Annotated in this window: 13 protein-coding genes; 6 read left to right on the forward strand and 7 right to left on the reverse strand. The window is 65.6% G+C overall.

Annotated elements, in window-relative coordinates; all coding sequences use genetic code 11:
- Position 1 precedes the first annotated feature (1 nt).
- Complete coding sequence (locus NDI65_RS09240; protein ID WP_042663666.1) at positions 2-1,546, forward strand: FGGY-family carbohydrate kinase; 1,545 nt, start codon at positions 2-4, stop codon at positions 1,544-1,546.
- Entirely contained in the window at positions 1,536-2,576 is a 1,041-nt protein-coding gene (locus NDI65_RS09245) for a 2-hydroxyacid dehydrogenase (RefSeq protein WP_089780253.1), read from the forward strand. The genes NDI65_RS09240 and NDI65_RS09245 overlap by 11 nt, the downstream gene beginning before the upstream one ends.
- A 127-nt stretch (positions 2,577-2,703) precedes the next feature.
- Here NDI65_RS09245 and NDI65_RS09250 read toward each other — a convergent pair whose 3' ends face one another.
- The 6 genes from NDI65_RS09250 to NDI65_RS09275 all read right to left on the reverse strand — a co-directional run bounded on the left by NDI65_RS09250 (position 2,704) and on the right by NDI65_RS09275 (position 9,503).
- Positions 2,704-3,657 carry a mannonate dehydratase gene (locus NDI65_RS09250; protein WP_089780251.1) on the reverse strand — a complete coding sequence of 318 codons (954 nt, stop codon included), beginning with the start codon at positions 3,655-3,657 and terminating at the stop codon, positions 2,704-2,706.
- A gap of 49 nt (positions 3,658-3,706) precedes the next feature.
- Positions 3,707-5,059 carry a DUF362 domain-containing protein gene (locus NDI65_RS09255; protein ID WP_089780249.1) on the reverse strand — a complete coding sequence of 451 codons (1,353 nt, stop codon included), beginning with the start codon at positions 5,057-5,059 and terminating at the stop codon, positions 3,707-3,709.
- 128 nt (positions 5,060-5,187) lie between these two features.
- Positions 5,188-7,383, reverse strand: coding sequence for an LUD domain-containing protein (locus NDI65_RS09260; RefSeq protein ID WP_089780247.1), 2,196 nt, complete (start codon positions 7,381-7,383; stop codon positions 5,188-5,190).
- Positions 7,380-7,886, reverse strand: a complete 507-nt coding sequence (locus NDI65_RS09265) for an LUD domain-containing protein (protein ID WP_089780245.1) — start codon at positions 7,884-7,886, stop codon at positions 7,380-7,382. The genes NDI65_RS09260 and NDI65_RS09265 overlap by 4 nt, the downstream gene beginning before the upstream one ends.
- A 149-nt stretch (positions 7,887-8,035) precedes the next feature.
- Complete coding sequence (locus NDI65_RS09270; protein ID WP_042663657.1) at positions 8,036-8,380, reverse strand: cupin domain-containing protein; 345 nt, start codon at positions 8,378-8,380, stop codon at positions 8,036-8,038.
- Positions 8,381-8,696: 316 nt separating this feature from the next.
- The gene (locus NDI65_RS09275) at positions 8,697-9,503 is read right to left on the reverse strand and encodes an aldo/keto reductase (protein ID WP_089780243.1); all 807 of its coding nucleotides are present in this window, start codon (positions 9,501-9,503) and stop codon (positions 8,697-8,699) included.
- A 181-nt stretch (positions 9,504-9,684) separates the two neighbouring features.
- Here NDI65_RS09275 and NDI65_RS09280 point away from each other — a divergent pair, with 181 nt between their 5' ends.
- Positions 9,685-10,524, forward strand: a complete 840-nt coding sequence (locus NDI65_RS09280; RefSeq protein WP_089780241.1) for an aldo/keto reductase — start codon at positions 9,685-9,687, stop codon at positions 10,522-10,524.
- An 84-nt stretch (positions 10,525-10,608) separates the two neighbouring features.
- Here the strand turns inward: NDI65_RS09280 and NDI65_RS09285 are convergent, their stop codons facing one another.
- Positions 10,609-11,670: a zinc-binding dehydrogenase gene (locus NDI65_RS09285; RefSeq protein ID WP_089780239.1), complete on the reverse strand. Its 1,062-nt coding sequence runs from the start codon at positions 11,668-11,670 to the stop codon at positions 10,609-10,611.
- A gap of 485 nt (positions 11,671-12,155) precedes the next feature.
- Here NDI65_RS09285 and NDI65_RS09290 point away from each other — a divergent pair, with 485 nt between their 5' ends.
- From NDI65_RS09290 to NDI65_RS09300, 3 genes are all read left to right on the forward strand, one after another.
- Positions 12,156-12,464 carry a hypothetical protein gene (locus NDI65_RS09290; RefSeq protein WP_042663654.1) on the forward strand — a complete coding sequence of 103 codons (309 nt, stop codon included), beginning with the start codon at positions 12,156-12,158 and terminating at the stop codon, positions 12,462-12,464.
- Positions 12,461-14,635, forward strand: a complete 2,175-nt coding sequence (locus NDI65_RS09295) for a PAS domain S-box protein (protein ID WP_089780238.1) — start codon at positions 12,461-12,463, stop codon at positions 14,633-14,635. Before NDI65_RS09290 ends, NDI65_RS09295 begins: the two co-directional genes overlap by 4 nt.
- Positions 14,636-14,844: 209 nt before the next feature.
- Positions 14,845-15,891: a PAS domain-containing sensor histidine kinase gene (locus NDI65_RS09300; RefSeq protein ID WP_089780236.1), complete on the forward strand. Its 1,047-nt coding sequence runs from the start codon at positions 14,845-14,847 to the stop codon at positions 15,889-15,891.
- Positions 15,892-15,943: the final 52 nt, after the last annotated feature.

Genomic DNA, 15,943 nt, shown 5'->3' on the forward strand with positions numbered 1-15,943 from the left:
CATGGAGACGGCAGACGACCCACTCCTCCTCGGAGTCGACGCGGGGTTGACGAACGTCAAAGCCGCGGTGTTCGATACCGACGGGAGAGAGCGGGCGGTCGCGGTTCGGCCGACACCGAACGAGCGCCCCCGCGCCGGCCGCGTCGAGCGCGACCTCCCGGCGTTCTGGGACGTGACGTGTGAGACGATTCGAGCGGTCCTCGGCGAGTCCACCGTCGAGGCGGATGCCATCGCCGGGGTCGGCGTCTCCGGCCACGGACACGGACTGTACGCCCTCGACGACCGCGGACAGCCGGTCAGAGACGGAATCACGTCCTTGGATAGCCGCGCGAGCGACGTCGTCGAGGCGTGGGACGAAAGCGGCCGCTCGGAAGCGGTTCGCGCGATTACGGGGTACGACCCGTTCGTCGCCGATCCGTTGAGCATCCTCGGGTGGATTCGGCAGGAAGAACCGGCGGTCTACGACGCCATCGACCGGCTCCTGTTCTGCAAGGACTACCTCAAATATCGGCTTACGGACGTCGTCTGTACGGACGAGATGGAAGCGAGCGTCTTCTACGACATCGACGATGAGGCGTACTCGTCGGAGCTGTTCGACACGCTCGGACTCGGCGACTGCGCTGACGCGCTGCCGCCCGTCGTCCAGAGCACGGCGGTCTGTGGCGAGGTGACGGCGGCGGCGGCCGACGAGACCGGACTCGAAGCCGGGACGCCCGTCGCGTCCGGCCTTCACGACGTCGGCGCTGTGGCGCTCGGGTCGGGCGCGTTCCGACCGGGGCAAGGGTCGCTCATCGTCGGTACGTGGGGGCAGAGCATCTACGTCTCCGCCGACCCGAACACCGCCGACGGCGGGGGGCTGAGTCGGCGCTACCTCGGGGACGCGTGGCTCCAGTACCGCGGAACACGGTCCGCCGCGGCCGCGGTCGACTGGTTCACTCGGGAGTGTTGTCGCGATTGGGACGACGAGGCGGCGTCCGACGCCGCGTTCTACGCCAGACTGAACGAGGCGGTAGCGGAGGTCCCAATCGGCTCGAACGGGCTCGTGTTCCTCCCGAACCTTCAGGGGTCGACCGACGACCCGGACGAACGCGGCGCGTTCGTCGGCCTGACTATCGAACACGACCGGGCCGCGATGGTACGGTCGATATACGAAGGTGTCGCCCTCTCCTTGAGCGACCGACTGCTGGAACTGGCGTCCGGAGACGGGCTCACCGACGTTCGCCTCGGCGGCGGCGGCGCAAAGAGCGCCGTGTGGTCCCAGATGTTCGCCGACGTTCTCGGCGAACGGGTCGCCGTCCCGACGGGTCAGGAGGCGGGCGCCCGAGGTGTCGCCATCTGCGCCGGTCTCGCCGTCGGCCTGTACGACGACGTCGAATCCGCCGTCGAACGCGTCGTCGGGGTCGAACGCCGGCACGACCCGACGCCGGCGCACACTGACGCGTACCGGGAGGTCCACGACGCGTACCGACTGGCCGCCGAGGGGACCGCCGCCACGTGGGAAAAATTAACGTCGATTGAGCGGGAGACCCAAACGAATGACGATTGAAACCGTGCTCCTCTGCGGAGACCCACAACAGCCGAGCGAGTACATGTACGAGGCGGCGTCGTTCCTCGAATCCGAAGGCGTGTCGCTCTCCCGTATCGACTGGAAAGCCGACGTCTCCGCGGAACGGTTTCGAGAAGTCACGATGGAGATGGAGTCGAGGGGGCCGTCCGATTACGACACGTCGAGTATCGAAGCGCACCTCGACGGCGTGGACGCTCTCGTCGTTCACAAAGCGCCGGTCTCCGCGTCGGTAATCGAAGCGGGCGACTCGCTGCAGGTCGTCGGGGCCGCACGGGGAGGCGTCGAGAACGTCGATATCGAGACCGCCGAAACGAACGACGTCGCCGTCCTCCACGCGCCCGGACGGAACAAGAACGCGGTCTCCGACTACGCCGTCAGCCTCTTGCTCGCGAAGGTCCGCGAGATTCCGCACCACACGAGCGCGCTCCACGCCGGCGAGTGGAGCCAAGAGTTCGACCCGGACCGGTTACCCCGCGACGTCGAGGCGATGACCATCGGTATCGTCGGGTTCGGAAACATCGGCCAACAAGTCGCCCGACGGCTCTCGGGGTTCGGCCCCGAACTCCTCGCGTACGACCCCTATCAGGACGAGTCGACGTTCGACGACGCCGGTGTCGAACGCGCGACGCTCGACGGCCTGCTCGAACGCGCGGACGCCGTGACGCTTCACGCGCGACTGACCGAGGAGACGCGAGGTCTGCTCGGCGGGGACGAGTTGGCTCGGATGAACCAGTCCGCGATACTCGTCAACTCCGCCCGCGGGGGGCTCGTGGACGAAGCCGCGCTCGTCGACGCGTTGCGAACGGGGTCGATTGCGGGGGCGGCGCTCGACGTCTTCGAGACCGAGCCCCTCCCGGAGGACCACCCGTTCCTCGAAATGGACAACGTCGTCCTCTCACCGCACACCGCGGGGTCGACGCGCGACGCCGTGACGAACGGCCCCCGGATGATTGCCGAGGGAATAGAGAGCCTCATCGGCGGCGCGGACCCCGACAACCGAATCGCCTGACCGACTCCGGAACCGAGTTCGGCGGCCGGCATCCGGGATTCCGCCGTACTCGCCCGTGTCGAACCGCCGCCTCTGGCGTCGGTACATCGGTCGAGAGCAGAGCGGTCACGGCGCGAGCGTCCGGCCGTTACTCGACCGCCTCTAGCAGCCCCTTCAGATACCCCGTCGCGTACAGTCGCCCGAGCGTCATGTACCCCGGGTTCGAGTTCTCCTCGCCGGCCATCGTCGGGACGTGGTCGGGTCGGACCGGGCCCTCGAAGCCGATGTCGCGGTACGCCTGGACGCAGGCGCGCATGTCGGTCGGCCCCTCGTCGTGCCACGTCTCGACGAACCGCTCGCTCGTTCCCTCGACGTCGCGGAAATGCACGAAGTTGATTCGGTCGCCGAAGCGCCGAATCGTCTCCGGGACGTCCGCGCCCATCGCGGCGAAGTTCCCCTGACAGAAGGTGATTCCGTTGTGTTCGCTGTCGTACATCCCCATCACGCGCTCGTAGTGCTCCGGCGACGTGATGATTCGGTCGACCCCGCGGAGGTTCTCTATCGGCGGGTCGTCGGGGTGCAAGGCGAGTTTCACGCCCGCTTCCTCGGCGACCGGGACCACCTCGTTGAGGAAGTGTTCGAGAGCGTCCCACAACTCGTCGGCGCGTACGGGGGCGAGTTCCTGTTCGGGCGCGTCCTCCATGAACTCGTTACTGTACGCCGTCGTCAGCGACCCTCCGCGGGCAGGAAGCGCCGTCGAGGTTCGCGCCCAGCGCTTGCCCGCCATCCAGTCGTAGGCGACGACCGGCACGCCGAGTGAACCGAGGTTTCGGAGGTACTGCTTGAACCGCTCTATCTCCTCGTCGCGACCGTCGCGCCCGAGTCGAGTGTCGTCGGAAATCGGGACACAGCCTTCGATGACCCCGACGTCGAGGCCGTAGTCACGAAACTCCCGAGTCAACGCGAGCAGTTCGTCGTACTGCCACGGTCGCGACCCGTCGCCGATTTCGAGCGTGTGGACGACGGCGGTGTCGACGCCGACCTGTTTCGCGAGGTCCCACCGTTCGTCGCGCTCCGGCGGTAGTATGAGTGATGGCTCCATACCACACGGTTTCGTTCGAGCGTTATCAGTGTTTCTCGTGCATCCACGGTCAGTGGTCGCCCGTTTCGAGGACGTCGTCGGCGAACTGCCCGTCTTCGAACTCGACGGGGGTTGGCTCTTCGACGACGCGCAGGTCGTCGCGTTCGCGCGCCTCCTCGACGAGCGGTGCCGACGCGGCGATGCGGTCGAGGCGCATCGTGTCGCGAATGCGGACGACGCGCGGCGCTTCGAGGGCACTCACGCCGACGGTGGACAGCGAGGCGATGAGACCGGACCGGTCGGTTTCGACGGCCGGCGGAATCCGAGCGGCCCGCGGTGTGCTCGCGGTGAGAACGTTGACCAGCGTGTCGCCCCAGTTCAGTTCCTCGAACAGGTCCGCGTGGACGAAGTCCGCCGACCCGAGTCCCGAACCGTTCCCGTGGGAGGCTGGCGTCAGCCCGCGAACGAATATCCGTGTGATGTCCGGTTTCGGCGGGTCCGGTTCGAACCCGTACACGATTCGGCCGATGACGTTCGTGTCCATGCCCGCCCCGGAGACGTCCTTTCCCATCCGGTCCACCACGAGCACGTCGAGCTCGTCGAACGGGATGGTCGGGAGGCGCTCGTAGGCGAGTTCGAGGAGTTCCGCCTCTCGGTCCAAGAAGCCCGACGGCGGCACCCCCTCGATGAGCGCGGTGTCGTCGTGTTCGTCCTCGACGATGGCGATGCCGCCGGCAATCGGGAGGTTCTCGACGTGCAGACGCGCGATTTCGGGGAGCATCTCCCGAAAGCTCCAGTCGGCGGCCCAGTCGTGTGCCGCTTTCGCGCCGCGCTGTTTCCCCATCCCGATGACGAGCATTTTCGAGAGCCCAGACTCCACGTCGCCCTGAAAGTCCGTGTGGGGCTTCACGCGGTTGACCGGGATTATCGCGTCCGCGGCCGCCGCGTTCGCGTCCGCGTGGACCTCGACGTCTCGGACGGGCGTCTTCCCGATGACGACCGTGTCCATCGTCGCTCGAATCTCACAGCCGATGCGCGCTTCGGTGACGCCGAGCGCTTCGAGCATCTCGCGTTGGCCCTCGGCGGTAGCGCCCCCGTGGCTCCCCATCGCCGGGAACACGAACGGCTCGTACCCGCGGTCGTCGAGCGCGTCGACGACGCCGCTAACGATGGTCGGGAGGTTTGCGATACCGCGACTCCCCGCCCCGACGGCGACTTCGCCGCCGTCCGGAACCGCGTCGAAGTCGAGCGTTTCGACCGCATCGAACACGCTGTCTCGAAGCTCCGCTTTCGGAATCGGGTCCGTCTCCCACAACTGTTCGACGATTCCCATCTCCGGGACCGAGTCCATGCCGCTCACTTCGAGGACGGCCTCCTCGGAAATCGGGACTGGTCCGTCCCGCTGAGTGCCGTTATTTGCCATATGCTATACCTTCGCACAGTCTGAGAAAAGTCTGCCGCCGTCAGCCCTCGGCTTCCAGAGTCACCGCGGACGCCCGCGAGAGAGTTCGGCTGACCGCTCCGCGGGGGGAGCGTCCGAACCGGCCTACGTCACCCGTCCGGTGCGATGAGTTCGACCGGATGGACGACCTCCCGTTGGAACAGGTCGCCGAGTTGTTCGGTACAGGAGGTCCCGCTCGCAACGAGCGTGCGGTCGGTCGCGTCCGCGAACTGCGCTTCGAGATCCCCCCCGACGTCCATGCTGAGTTCGTAGTACTCGCTTTTGTAGCCGAAGCTCCCCGCCATCCCGCAGCACTCGACGTCCGAGGTGAGGAGGTCGAAGCCGAGTTCCGTCAGGACGGCTTCAGTGTACGTCTCGACGCCGAGGGTGCGTTGCTGGCAGTGGCTGTGGTACGCCAGCGGCTCCGACGGCTCGGCGAGCACGCCCGCGTCGGCCCCGGTGTTGAGCAAGCCGTAGACGTACTCCATGACGTCGTAGGAGTTCTCTGCGAGTCGCTCGTGTGTCTCCTCGTCGAGGAGCTTCCCGTACTCTCGGCGGAACGCGGCGAGGTCCGAGGGCTCGATGACCGCGACGTCGAACCCGTCGTCGATGTACGTCGTCAGGTCGGCGGCAACCGCGGACGCTCGCCGAGTTGCGGTCCGTATCATCCCCTGCGAGAGCGGTGCCCGGCCGCTCTCCTGCGGCGTGGCGAGTTCGACCTGCGCGCCCAGCGCTTCGAGCGTCCTCACCGCCGCCTTCCCCCGGTTCACGAGCACGTAATTGGTGTACGCGTCGGGGTAGACGACGACCTCGCGCCCGTCGTTGTCCGGCGAGTCGCGGGCGGCGAACCAGTCGGTGAGCGTCTCCCGCTCGAACGTCGGGAGGTCGCGCCGGGCGTCGACGCCGAACAATCGCTCCATCGCCGACCGCACCGGTCCGAGTTCCGCGAGTCGGTTCGAGAGCGGTGCCGTCGCCGACCCGACCCTCGCCAGCGTGCCGAAGTTCCCGAACAGGCGCTTCTGCGCGTCGAGGCCCCCGGGCTCCGCATCGGGAGTCAGCCCCTCGACGAGGAAGTCGAAGGCGCTTTCGTCCGGTTCGTGGTTGATTCTGTCGCGGACGACCGTGTTTATCCACGGGATATCGATTTTGACGGGGCAGGCGTCAGCACAGCGCGAACACCCCGTACAGAAGTCGTTGAACGTCGCCGCCGAGTCCTGTCCGTGAACGCCGGCTTCCCACCCCGTCGCGATGCCGCCGGTGTAGGTCTCGCCGCCGAACGCGTGTCCGCCGACGTGCTGGAAGTTCGCACAGGAGTTCGCGCACGCCCCGCACCGGATGCAGTAGAGCGTCTCTTCGAGGTGGTCGTCCCCTCGCATCGCCATCCGACCGTTGTCGACGAGGACGAGGTGGAACTCCCTGTCGTCGTCGCCCGACCCGAGCGGTTCTGTCGGCCGAGAGAAGTCGATGGTCGGCGACTCCACGGGCGGGGTGAGCATCGTGACGTACTGGGAGATGGGCTGTCCCGTCGCCGCCTTCGCGATGAGTTCGACGAAGGGTTGGAGTTCGTCGGCGCTCGGGATGATTTTCTCGACGCCCGCGACCGCGATGTGCGTGTTGGGGGTCACCGCGGTCTTGCGGGCGTTCCCCTCGTTCGTGACGAGCGTAATCGTGCCCGAATCCGCGAGGACGAAGTTCGCACCGGTCATTCCCACGTCCGCAGAGCGGATGTGTTCTCCGAGGTAGTCGCGCGCGAACGCCGTGAGCTCTTCCGCCGTTTCGAACGGTTCGTCCGGGTCGAAGCGGTCGTTGAACAGTCGAGCGACGTCTTCCTGTGACCGGTGGAGCGAGGGGCCGACGAGATGCGACGGGGATTCGTCTGCGACCTGCAGGACGAACTCGCCGAGGTCGGTCTCCCAGACGTCGACGCCGACGTCTTCGAGGTGGTCGTTGACGTCCAACTCCTCCGTCGTCATCGACTTCGATTTCACCACGGTCTCGGCGTCTTCGCCGTCGACGACGCCTTCGATGTACCGATTGGCGTCCGCCGCGTCGTCGGCGACGTACAGCTCGCCGCCGTTCGCTTCGACGTTCTCGCGGAGCCGGTCGATGAGTTCCGGTAATCGGTCGATTGCGTCTTCCTTGATTCGGCGCGCCCGACCGCGGAGGTCCTCGTAGTCGTCGAAACTCTCGGAGACTTCGTACCGGTCTTCGTTGAACACGGTCGTGTTCTCGCGAATCGCGCCGCCTTCGGTCTCCAGGAGATGACGGATGTGCCTCGCTTTCTCCCGGCGGTCTTCGAGGCTCATAGTCCCTCCACGAGGACCACGCGCACCGTTTTCGGCCCGTGGACGCCGTTCACGAGTGCGCCCATATCACCGGTCGCGCTCGCACCGGTGGCGAAGACGACCGACCCGCCGTCGGAAAACCGCCCGGCGAGGTGCGGCATCGCCTCGGTCACGTCCGCGAGGACATCGCTCTCGCGGACGACGCCGACGTGGGTCGGCGGGTAGAGCGAGACGGGTTCGTTCCCGGCGGCGTTCGACTCGACGACGAGCGTCCCGTACTGCGCGATGGCGCGTCCGACCGGCGTGACGCCGGTCTGCGCTTCGGTGAGGGCTCTCGGCGTGAGTTCCGTCGTTACGGGGGTGTCCTTCAGCGAGACGCCGTCGAACCCGAGCGGGGTTCCGACGGCCGGTTCGTCGACGACGCCCGCGAGCGTCTCGGCAAACGTCGCGGGGGTCGTACGCGTCAACTCCACGCCGACGTCCGTGAGCGACCGTTCGAACGCCCCGATAGTACCGGTAGCCATGACAGTATCATGCGGGACGGGAATGATAATTGTTGGCATGGGCCTCGGAGACTCGTATCGATACCGAGCGGTCGCGGCGCTCACTGCGCTCGACCGGTGTCGCCGACTGCTGTCGCCGGCGCGTCCGTCGCCGCGGGGCGGGGTCCCGCCTATTCGTCGTCACCTTCCCACGGCGGTGTCGGTCGCGGCGGAGAGAACACCTCGATACCGACGGCGTCGACCTCGCCGCGGTTCTCCGCCGAGTGCGGGGTCGCACCGGGAATCACGTAGGAGGTGTTCGGGCCGACGAGGTACTCTTCCCCGTCGACCGTGAACAGCAACTCCCCCGACGACACCCATCCGATCTGTTCGTGTTCGTGGCTGTGCGTTCCGACGAGCGCGCCCGACTCGATACGGAAGTGTTGAACGCTGCCCCGACTCCCCGCTGCGAGTTGCGCGAGGTGGACGCCGTCCAGTACCTCTTCGCCGTCGTCCGTCATCGATTGCACGTCCATACGGGCCCCTCGTGTGGGAGCGACTTAACCAATCTCCCTCGTTCACTGCGTTCGGGTCGCGTTCGACACGACTGAACATTCGCACGCTGCGACGCGACAGCGTCGATTGGGTTGCGTTCCCCTGACCACGGGAGCGAACCGTAGCTGTGGACGCTCAGCGCGGTCGTCGCCCGCCACGCCGCGGTTTACTATCGTCGGACGCAGGCCGGTCCGATTCCCAGCGCATTACACGGGTACGCCTGTCATATCGTCCTCGCGTCCTCGTGGTGACCATCGAACACGTTCACTCTCGTCGCACACCGACTCGTCGGGGCGCTCACTGCCACGGCGCACCATCGCGCTCGACGAATCGCGTGCGCCGTTCGATGTCGTCGATGCGGGCGATGGCTTCGTCGTCCAGTTCGAGCGCGGCGGCACCGAGATTGTCTTCGAGGTGGGCACGCGAGGTGGCTTTTGGAATCGCGACGACGTTCTCGTGGCTCGTCACCCACGCGAGAGACACCTGCGCGGGCGACGTCTCGTACTGGTCGGCGATATCACAGATGACCGGGTTCGTGAGAGCCGCGCCGCGTGCGAGCGGCGAGTACGCGACGAGCGTGTAATCGTGGCGCTGTGCGTCTTCGACGAGTTCTCGTTGCGGTAAAAACGGGTGCATCTCTACTTGGTGTGCGAAAAGCGGTGATTCGAGGACTCCGCGGGCCTCGTCGAGGAGGTCGACGTCGAAGTTCGACACGCCGACGTTCCGCACGAGACCCTCCTCGACGAGGTGTTCGAACGCGCCGAGCGTCTCCCCGGCCTCGTACTCCCCGACCGGCCAGTGGACGTAGAGGAGGTCGAGATAGTCGACGCCGAGTCGCTCCATGCTCGCTTCGGCCTCGTCGAGGACGTCGTCGTGGGTCATCCCACCGCTTATCGGGTGGACTTTCGTGGCGAGAAACAGCTCGTCGCGGGGCACGTCGGCGGACGCGATCCCGTCGCCGACGGCCGATTCGTTTCCGTAGTGTTCTGCGGTGTCGACGTGTCTGTATCCCAGTTCGATGGCGGTCCTGACCGACCGGGCGCACTGCGTCGGGTCGTCGTTCTCCCACGTTCCGAGCCCGATTGGTGGCAGCGATGGTACCATACGACGTATCACCCGCATCTGCAAGTAAACTCTTTCGCCGTCGGCACGTCCACGACGCAGCGACCGGGACAACTCCGAACCGTTGCGCGTTCAGTCCCGACCCGTCTGACCCGAACTGCGTTCGTCCTCGTCTCCCCGCACGGGGGTAGATTGATACGATGGCGTACTGATGTATCGGCCGATGACGAGTTCGACAGTCAGACTTCCGAGCGGAGACGACCTCCCGAAGGTCGGCCTCGGAACGTGGGATATCGATGGAGCGACCGTTCGCGCATCTGTTCGCGCCGCGCTCGACGGCGACTACACCCACGTCGACACGGCCGAAGGGTATCGAAACGAGCGCGAAATCGGCGAGACGCTCGCGGACTACGACCGCGAGGAGCTGTTTCTCACGTCGAAGGTACTGCCGGCGAATCTCAACTACGGGAGCGTCATCGAGTCGTGTGAGGACTCGCTCGACAGACTCGGCACCGACTATCTCGATTTGTATCTGATTCACTGGCCGAACCCGGCGATTTCGCTCCGAGAGACGCTCGACGCGATGAAGACGCTCTCCGACGACGGGAAGGTTCGCAACGTCGGCGTATCCAACTTCAGCGGCTATCAGCTCAGCAACGCGTTGCACGTCACCGACGTCCCCATCGCCGTCAATCAGATCGAGTTCCATCCCTGGTTCCAGCGGCGCGAACTGGTCGACTACTGCCAGTCGAACGGGGTGGCCGTCGAAGCGGCCGCACCGCTCGGGCGGACGGAGGTGCTCCAAGATTCGACGATTCAGGATATCGCAGCGACGTACGACAAATCTCCCGCGCAAATCGTCCTCAAGTGGGCCGTCGAGAAGGACGTCGTCGTCCTGCCGAAATCGAGTTCCGCGACGCACATCGCGGAGAACGGTACGCTGTTCGACTGGGAACTCGACACGGAAGACCAACGACGTATCGACGGGCTGGACCGGAACCGGCCGGTCTACGATACGCTCGAACAAGACTGGTCTCGGGAGGTATACGGGATTCCGGAGTAGTCGATTCGGGCTGTCGAAGGGGTTCGGGCTGCCGACGCGAGCGCGGAGTCCCCCGTTTGGCTGCGCTCTTTCCCAGTGCCACCGTCAGAACTCGGTGATCACTGGAATGCCGACGGTGTCGAAGTCCGTCATCGAAGCCAGTATCTCGGGGGTCCGGTCGAGAGACACCGTCTCGGATATCACTGCCGCCGGGTCGAGCCCGCCACGGTCCATCATTCTGAAGAGTTCGTCGTACCGCGGTCGAGGCATACCGACCGCGCCGATGAACTGGAGTTCGTTGAGTACCATCCGGTCCGTCGGGAGCGCGACCTCGCCGCCCTCCTCGTTCGACGTGAGCCCGACCTGCACGTGCTGGCCCCTCTTTCGAAGGCTCTTGACCGCGTTCTGGCACGTTTCAGCGATTCCGAGGGCGTCGACAGAGACGTGGGCACCGCCGTCCGTCAGCGCCCTCACCGCCGCCGGGACGTCGGCGACGTCGTTCGCATTGACCGTTTCGACAGCGCCCAGTTCGCTCGCAAACGACAGCTTCTCGTCGAAGAGGTCGACGGCGACGACGTTGGCCCCGAGCGCGTCGGCGATGTGAACGGCGGACAGGCCGACACCACCGCACCCGTAGACGACCACCCAATCGCCCGCGGTGACGTCTGCGCGGTGGACGAGGGCGTGAAACGAGGTCATGAACCGACAGCCGAGACCGGCCATCTCGACCGACGAGACGCTGTCCGGGAGGTGGACGACGTTGTAGTCCGCCCACGGCACGTGGAACCGTTCTCCGAAGGCTCCTTTCGATTCGGGTGCGAGTCCGAGCGGGATACGGTTGTCGCAGACGTTCGAGCGACCCGACCGACAGGACGGACACGTCCCGTCACCGAGGTTGAAGGGGACCGTCACTCGGTCGCCTTCGCGGACGTGCTCGACCTCGCTGCCGACCTCGACGACGACACCGGCCGGTTCGTGGCCGAAAACGTGTCCGTCGTCGAAATCCCGGGACTCCCAGAGCGGGTCCCCCCGCCACGCGTGCCAGTCACTTCGGCAGATACCGCACGCCTCCGTCTCCACGACGACGCCCGTCTCGTCCAGTTCCGGTTCGTCAATCTCCCGGATTTCGAGCGGGCCGCCGGGAGTTGTGAAAGTCACTGCGCGCATCGTACCGTCGTGATTGCCGGCAATCAGTATAGTTGTACGGGGACGCCCGCGCCGGCCCACGAGCTCGCTAGCCGGGTTTTCAACACGGAATAATCAGAATTAGAGATTATATTAGTATCTGATACTATTGGTGTCGAAAACCGCTCGTCACCCGCAAGCCCCCGAAGACGAGCGATAGCAAGCCGGGTGTAGTTCAGGGGAGACTCATTGGTGAAACCGCGATTCAAGCCAGCGAGGAACGGTATCTCCCGCTCTCCGGGGTCAATGCTGTCACGAACCACGGTTCGTGGACGATGGCTTTCGAGAGAGGTTCACACGCAGACGAGATACCACCGTCGAGTCCCGTTAAAGCCCCTCAACGGCGGTATCGGTAGAACAGCGTCTCGTGAGTGTGCCTGTGGCATCGCTTTTTCGAACGCGTCGGGAGAAAGACGAGCATCTAAATATCAGACTAATTGTGTTTTCAAAAACATATTTTTAATCGGATGGTTACTCTCGCAGTCGGGAACCGTCGGTACGTCTCGCGGTCCGCGATGAGAGGGTTCGTGAGGAGGACGACGGAGGTTCGCGGTCAGTCGTCGTCGACGGCCGCCGCCGCTCGCAGCGTCTCGTCTCGGACCGGTCTACGGTTCGGACAGCAACAGCGCGGCCGCGCCCCCGCGGTGTTGGAGGTCAAGGCCCGCGAGGCGAGCGAACAGTTCACCGAGGCCGCGAACTCGCGCGTCTTCGACCGAGCCGCCGGCCCAGTCACGATTAAGTATCTTCCGTCGAACACTCACGGCGAACAGCTATGAGTGAGACGGTGAACGAGGTGGCCGTCCTGCACGTCGACGACGACGAATCCTTCGCGGAGTTGACGGCGGCGTTCCTCGAACGGGAGCACGACCGATTCCGGGTCGAGACCGCGGCGTCGGTGGCGGCGGGACTCGACAGACTTGCCGACGAGGAGTTCGACTGCGTCGTCTCGGACTACGACATGCCCAGCCTCGACGGTCTCGACTTCCTCGACGCCGTCCGCGAGGACGACCCCGAACTGCCGTTTATCCTCTACACGGGGAAAGGAAGCGAGGAGGTCGCGAGCGACGCCATCTCCGCGGGCGTCACCGACTACCTCCAGAAGGAACACGGGACCAGCCAGTACACCGTCCTCGCCAACCGCATCGAGAACGCGGTCGAGCAGTACCGCTCGCGGACCGCTCTCAAGGCCAGCGAGCAACGGCTCTCGCTTTTCATCGAGCAGTCGCCCCTCGGCGTCATAGAGTACGACAGGGACTTCCGCATCGTCGGCGTCAACGAGCGCGCCGAGGGGATTCTCGGCTACTCCGAGGCGGAACTGCGCGGCCACACCTGGGAGGCCATCGTCACGGAGGACAGTTACGAGAACGTCGACACAGTCACGGACCAACTCGCCACGGACACCGGCGGCTACCACAGCGTCGACGAGAACGTCCGGAAGGACGGCGAACACATCCGCTGCGAGTGGCACAACCGCGTCGTCACCGACGACGACGGCGAGGTCGTCGCGGTCTTCTCGCTGTTTCAGGACGTGACCGAGCGCATCGAGCGCGAGGAACGACTCCGAGAGACGACGGCGCGGCTCACCGCGCTCTTCGAGGAGTCGCCCGACATGGTCAACGTCCACAACGTCGACGGCGACATCATCGACCCGAACCCCCAACTGTGCGAGGCGACCGGCTACAGCGCCGCGGAGCTCACCGAGATGAAGGTCTGGGACTTGGACCGAACGCTGGACGCCGAGCGAGCTACGGCCATCTGGAACGACATGGATAAAGGCGGCAGACGACGGGCCGAGAGCGTCTACACCCGCAAGGACGGTTCGACGTTCCCGGTCGAGGTCCACGCCCGCCGACTCGACCTCGCCGGCGAGGACCGCTTCGTCGCAATCAGCCGCGACGTCTCCGAGCGCGTCGATCACGAAGACGAGCTCGAACGGACCAACGCCCTGCTTTCGACGCTCGTCGGGGCGCTCCCGGTCGGCGTCCTCGCCGAGAACAGCGACCGGACCGTCCTCGCCGTCAACGACCGACTGCTCGAACTGTTCGACATCTCGGGGGCGCCCGCGAACCTCGTCGACGCGGACTGTCGGGAACTGGCACGGGAGGCCGGCGAACTCACCACTGACCCGGAGGGCTTCGTCGAGCGCGTCGACGAACTGATATCCGAGTCCGAACCCGTCTACGCCGAGTCGGTCGAACTGGAGAACGGCCGGGCGCTCGCCCGCAGCTACGAACCCATCGAACTGCCCGACGGGACCGGCCATCTCTGGATGTACCGCGACACGACCGAGCAACGCGAGCACGAACGACAGCTCCAGCGGCAGAACGAGCGGCTGAGCGAGTTCGCCAGCGTCGTCAGCCACGACCTGCGGAACCCGCTGAACGTCGCCGCCGGCAACGTCGAGTTGGCCCGCGAGGAACACGACAGCGACCGGCTCGCCACCGCCGCGGAGGCGCTCGACCGTATCGGTGACCTCATCGACGACCTGCTGACGCTCGCCCGCGAGGGCGACGACGTCGGCGACCGCGAACTCGTGTCGCTGTCCTCGCTCGTCGCCGACTGCTGGCGGACCGTCGAGACGGCCGACGCCGACCTCCGAAACGAGCTGACGGTGACCGTCGTCGCCGACCGGAGCCGGCTCCAGCAACTCGTCGAGAACCTCGTCCGTAACTCAGTCGAGCACGGCGGTCCGGACGTGACGGTGACGGTCGGCGACCTCCCGAACGGCTTCTACGTCGCCGACGACGGCGACGGCATCCCGACCGACCACCGCGACACCGTCTTCGAGGCCGGGTACACCACGTCGCGCTCGGGAACCGGGTTCGGTCTCGCCATCGTCAAGCAGGTGGCGGAAGCCCACGGCTGGGAGGTCCGCGCCACCGAATCCGCCGAGGGAGGCACTCGCTTCGAAATCACGGGCGTCGACTTCGCCGACGCGAACGACTGAGAATCGGAGCGGAGGGCGGTGGGGGCCGGGTCGCCCGGCCACCGGTAAGAAGAGACCTGCGTCGCGCCGCTACGCGGCCGACCGGACAGCCGCGCTCAGGGAACGACGGCCCCAAGCCTGTCGGCGAAACTGTTCCCCCGTTCGACTCGATTCGGTCGCGACTTCTCCCTCGCAAAGAGATAATATCATCCTCTGTAATGATACACCCCATGAGTGATGAGACGGGGGATACGCCGGGTCGGGTCGAGACATCCGACAGGGTAATTCCGCTCGAAGACATCCCACTTCACTCGACCAACCTGCTTTCACTGCTCGACGAAGACGGTGTCGTCTGGTATCAGAGCCCCTCAGTCGAGCGGCTATTAGCGTTCGGTCAAGACGAATTAGTCGGCGTGCCGTGCACGGAGTGCTTCCATCCAGACGACCGCGAGAGGGTGTACGACGCCTTCAAAAACGTCGTCTCAAGCGACGAATACGTCGTCGAAGCCATCGAGTACCGGCATTTGCAGGGCGGTGGGAGTTACGTCTGGGTGGAGTCGGTCACGTCCTCGGAACCGACTTCCGACGGCTACTATGTCATCAACACGCGGGATATCTCCGAGCGAAAACGACAGCGAAAGGAACTCGAACGCGCCAACGAGCGCCTCAAGGAGTTCGCCGACATCGTCTCACACGACCTCCGGAATCCGCTCAGCGTCGCCATCGGCTGGCTCGGTCGTGCGCGCGAGGAGTTCGAGAGCGAGGAACTCGACGCGATGGTGGAACCGCTCAATCGGATGTCAAGAATGATAACCGAACTACGGACGCTCACCATGGGACGACGCCGGGAGGCGAACGCGGTGTCGGCGTCCATCGCCTCGCACGCGAAGCTCTCTTGGTCGGTGACCGAGACGGAAGACAGCGAACTCCGGGTGTTGATAGACCCGGCAGTCGAGTACGAGTCCGATATTGGACTGCTCGACCACATCCTCGAAAACCTGTTTCGAAACGCGGTCGAACATAACCGGGACCCGGTCACGGTCACGGTCACGGTCGGCCCGCTGGAGGATACCGCCGGATTCTACGTGGCGGACGACGGGGAGGGGATTCCGCCCGACCGGGTTGCGTCCGTCTTGGAGTACGGCTATTCGACGTCCGCCGACGGGACAGGCGTTGGGCTCGCTATCGTGAGCGAGTTCGTCGAGGCGAACGGGTGGAAACTGACGGTCACGAACGCCGAGACCGGCGGCGCGAGGTTCGAAGTCCGCACCGAGTGAACCGTACCGTTCGGCCGGCCACACACGGGCCGTCGCCGTCAGACCACAACCG

The sequence above is a fragment of the Haloferax sp. S2CR25 genome (genome assembly GCF_031624535.1).
Classification (GTDB): domain Archaea; phylum Halobacteriota; class Halobacteria; order Halobacteriales; family Haloferacaceae; genus Haloferax; species Haloferax massiliensis.

Coding starts and splice junctions, on each gene's coding strand:
- NDI65_RS09245 (WP_089780253.1), top strand. CDS start 1,536: ATGACGATTGAAACCGTGCTCCTCTGCGGAGACCCACAACAGCCGAGC.
- NDI65_RS09280 (WP_089780241.1), top strand. CDS start 9,685: ATGACGAGTTCGACAGTCAGACTTCCGAGCGGAGACGACCTCCCGAAG.
- NDI65_RS09270 (WP_042663657.1), bottom strand. CDS start 8,380: ATGGACGTGCAATCGATGACGGACGACGGCGAAGAGGTACTGGACGGC.
- NDI65_RS09300 (WP_089780236.1), top strand. CDS start 14,845: ATGAGTGATGAGACGGGGGATACGCCGGGTCGGGTCGAGACATCCGAC.
- NDI65_RS09265 (WP_089780245.1), bottom strand. CDS start 7,886: ATGGCTACCGGTACTATCGGGGCGTTCGAACGGTCGCTCACGGACGTC.
- NDI65_RS09290 (WP_042663654.1), top strand. CDS start 12,156: ATGGTTACTCTCGCAGTCGGGAACCGTCGGTACGTCTCGCGGTCCGCG.
- NDI65_RS09250 (WP_089780251.1), bottom strand. CDS start 3,657: ATGGAGCCATCACTCATACTACCGCCGGAGCGCGACGAACGGTGGGAC.
- NDI65_RS09285 (WP_089780239.1), bottom strand. CDS start 11,670: ATGCGCGCAGTGACTTTCACAACTCCCGGCGGCCCGCTCGAAATCCGG.
- NDI65_RS09255 (WP_089780249.1), bottom strand. CDS start 5,059: ATGGCAAATAACGGCACTCAGCGGGACGGACCAGTCCCGATTTCCGAG.
- NDI65_RS09260 (WP_089780247.1), bottom strand. CDS start 7,383: ATGAGCCTCGAAGACCGCCGGGAGAAAGCGAGGCACATCCGTCATCTC.
- NDI65_RS09240 (WP_042663666.1), top strand. CDS start 2: ATGGAGACGGCAGACGACCCACTCCTCCTCGGAGTCGACGCGGGGTTG.
- NDI65_RS09295 (WP_089780238.1), top strand. CDS start 12,461: ATGAGTGAGACGGTGAACGAGGTGGCCGTCCTGCACGTCGACGACGAC.
- NDI65_RS09275 (WP_089780243.1), bottom strand. CDS start 9,503: ATGGTACCATCGCTGCCACCAATCGGGCTCGGAACGTGGGAGAACGAC.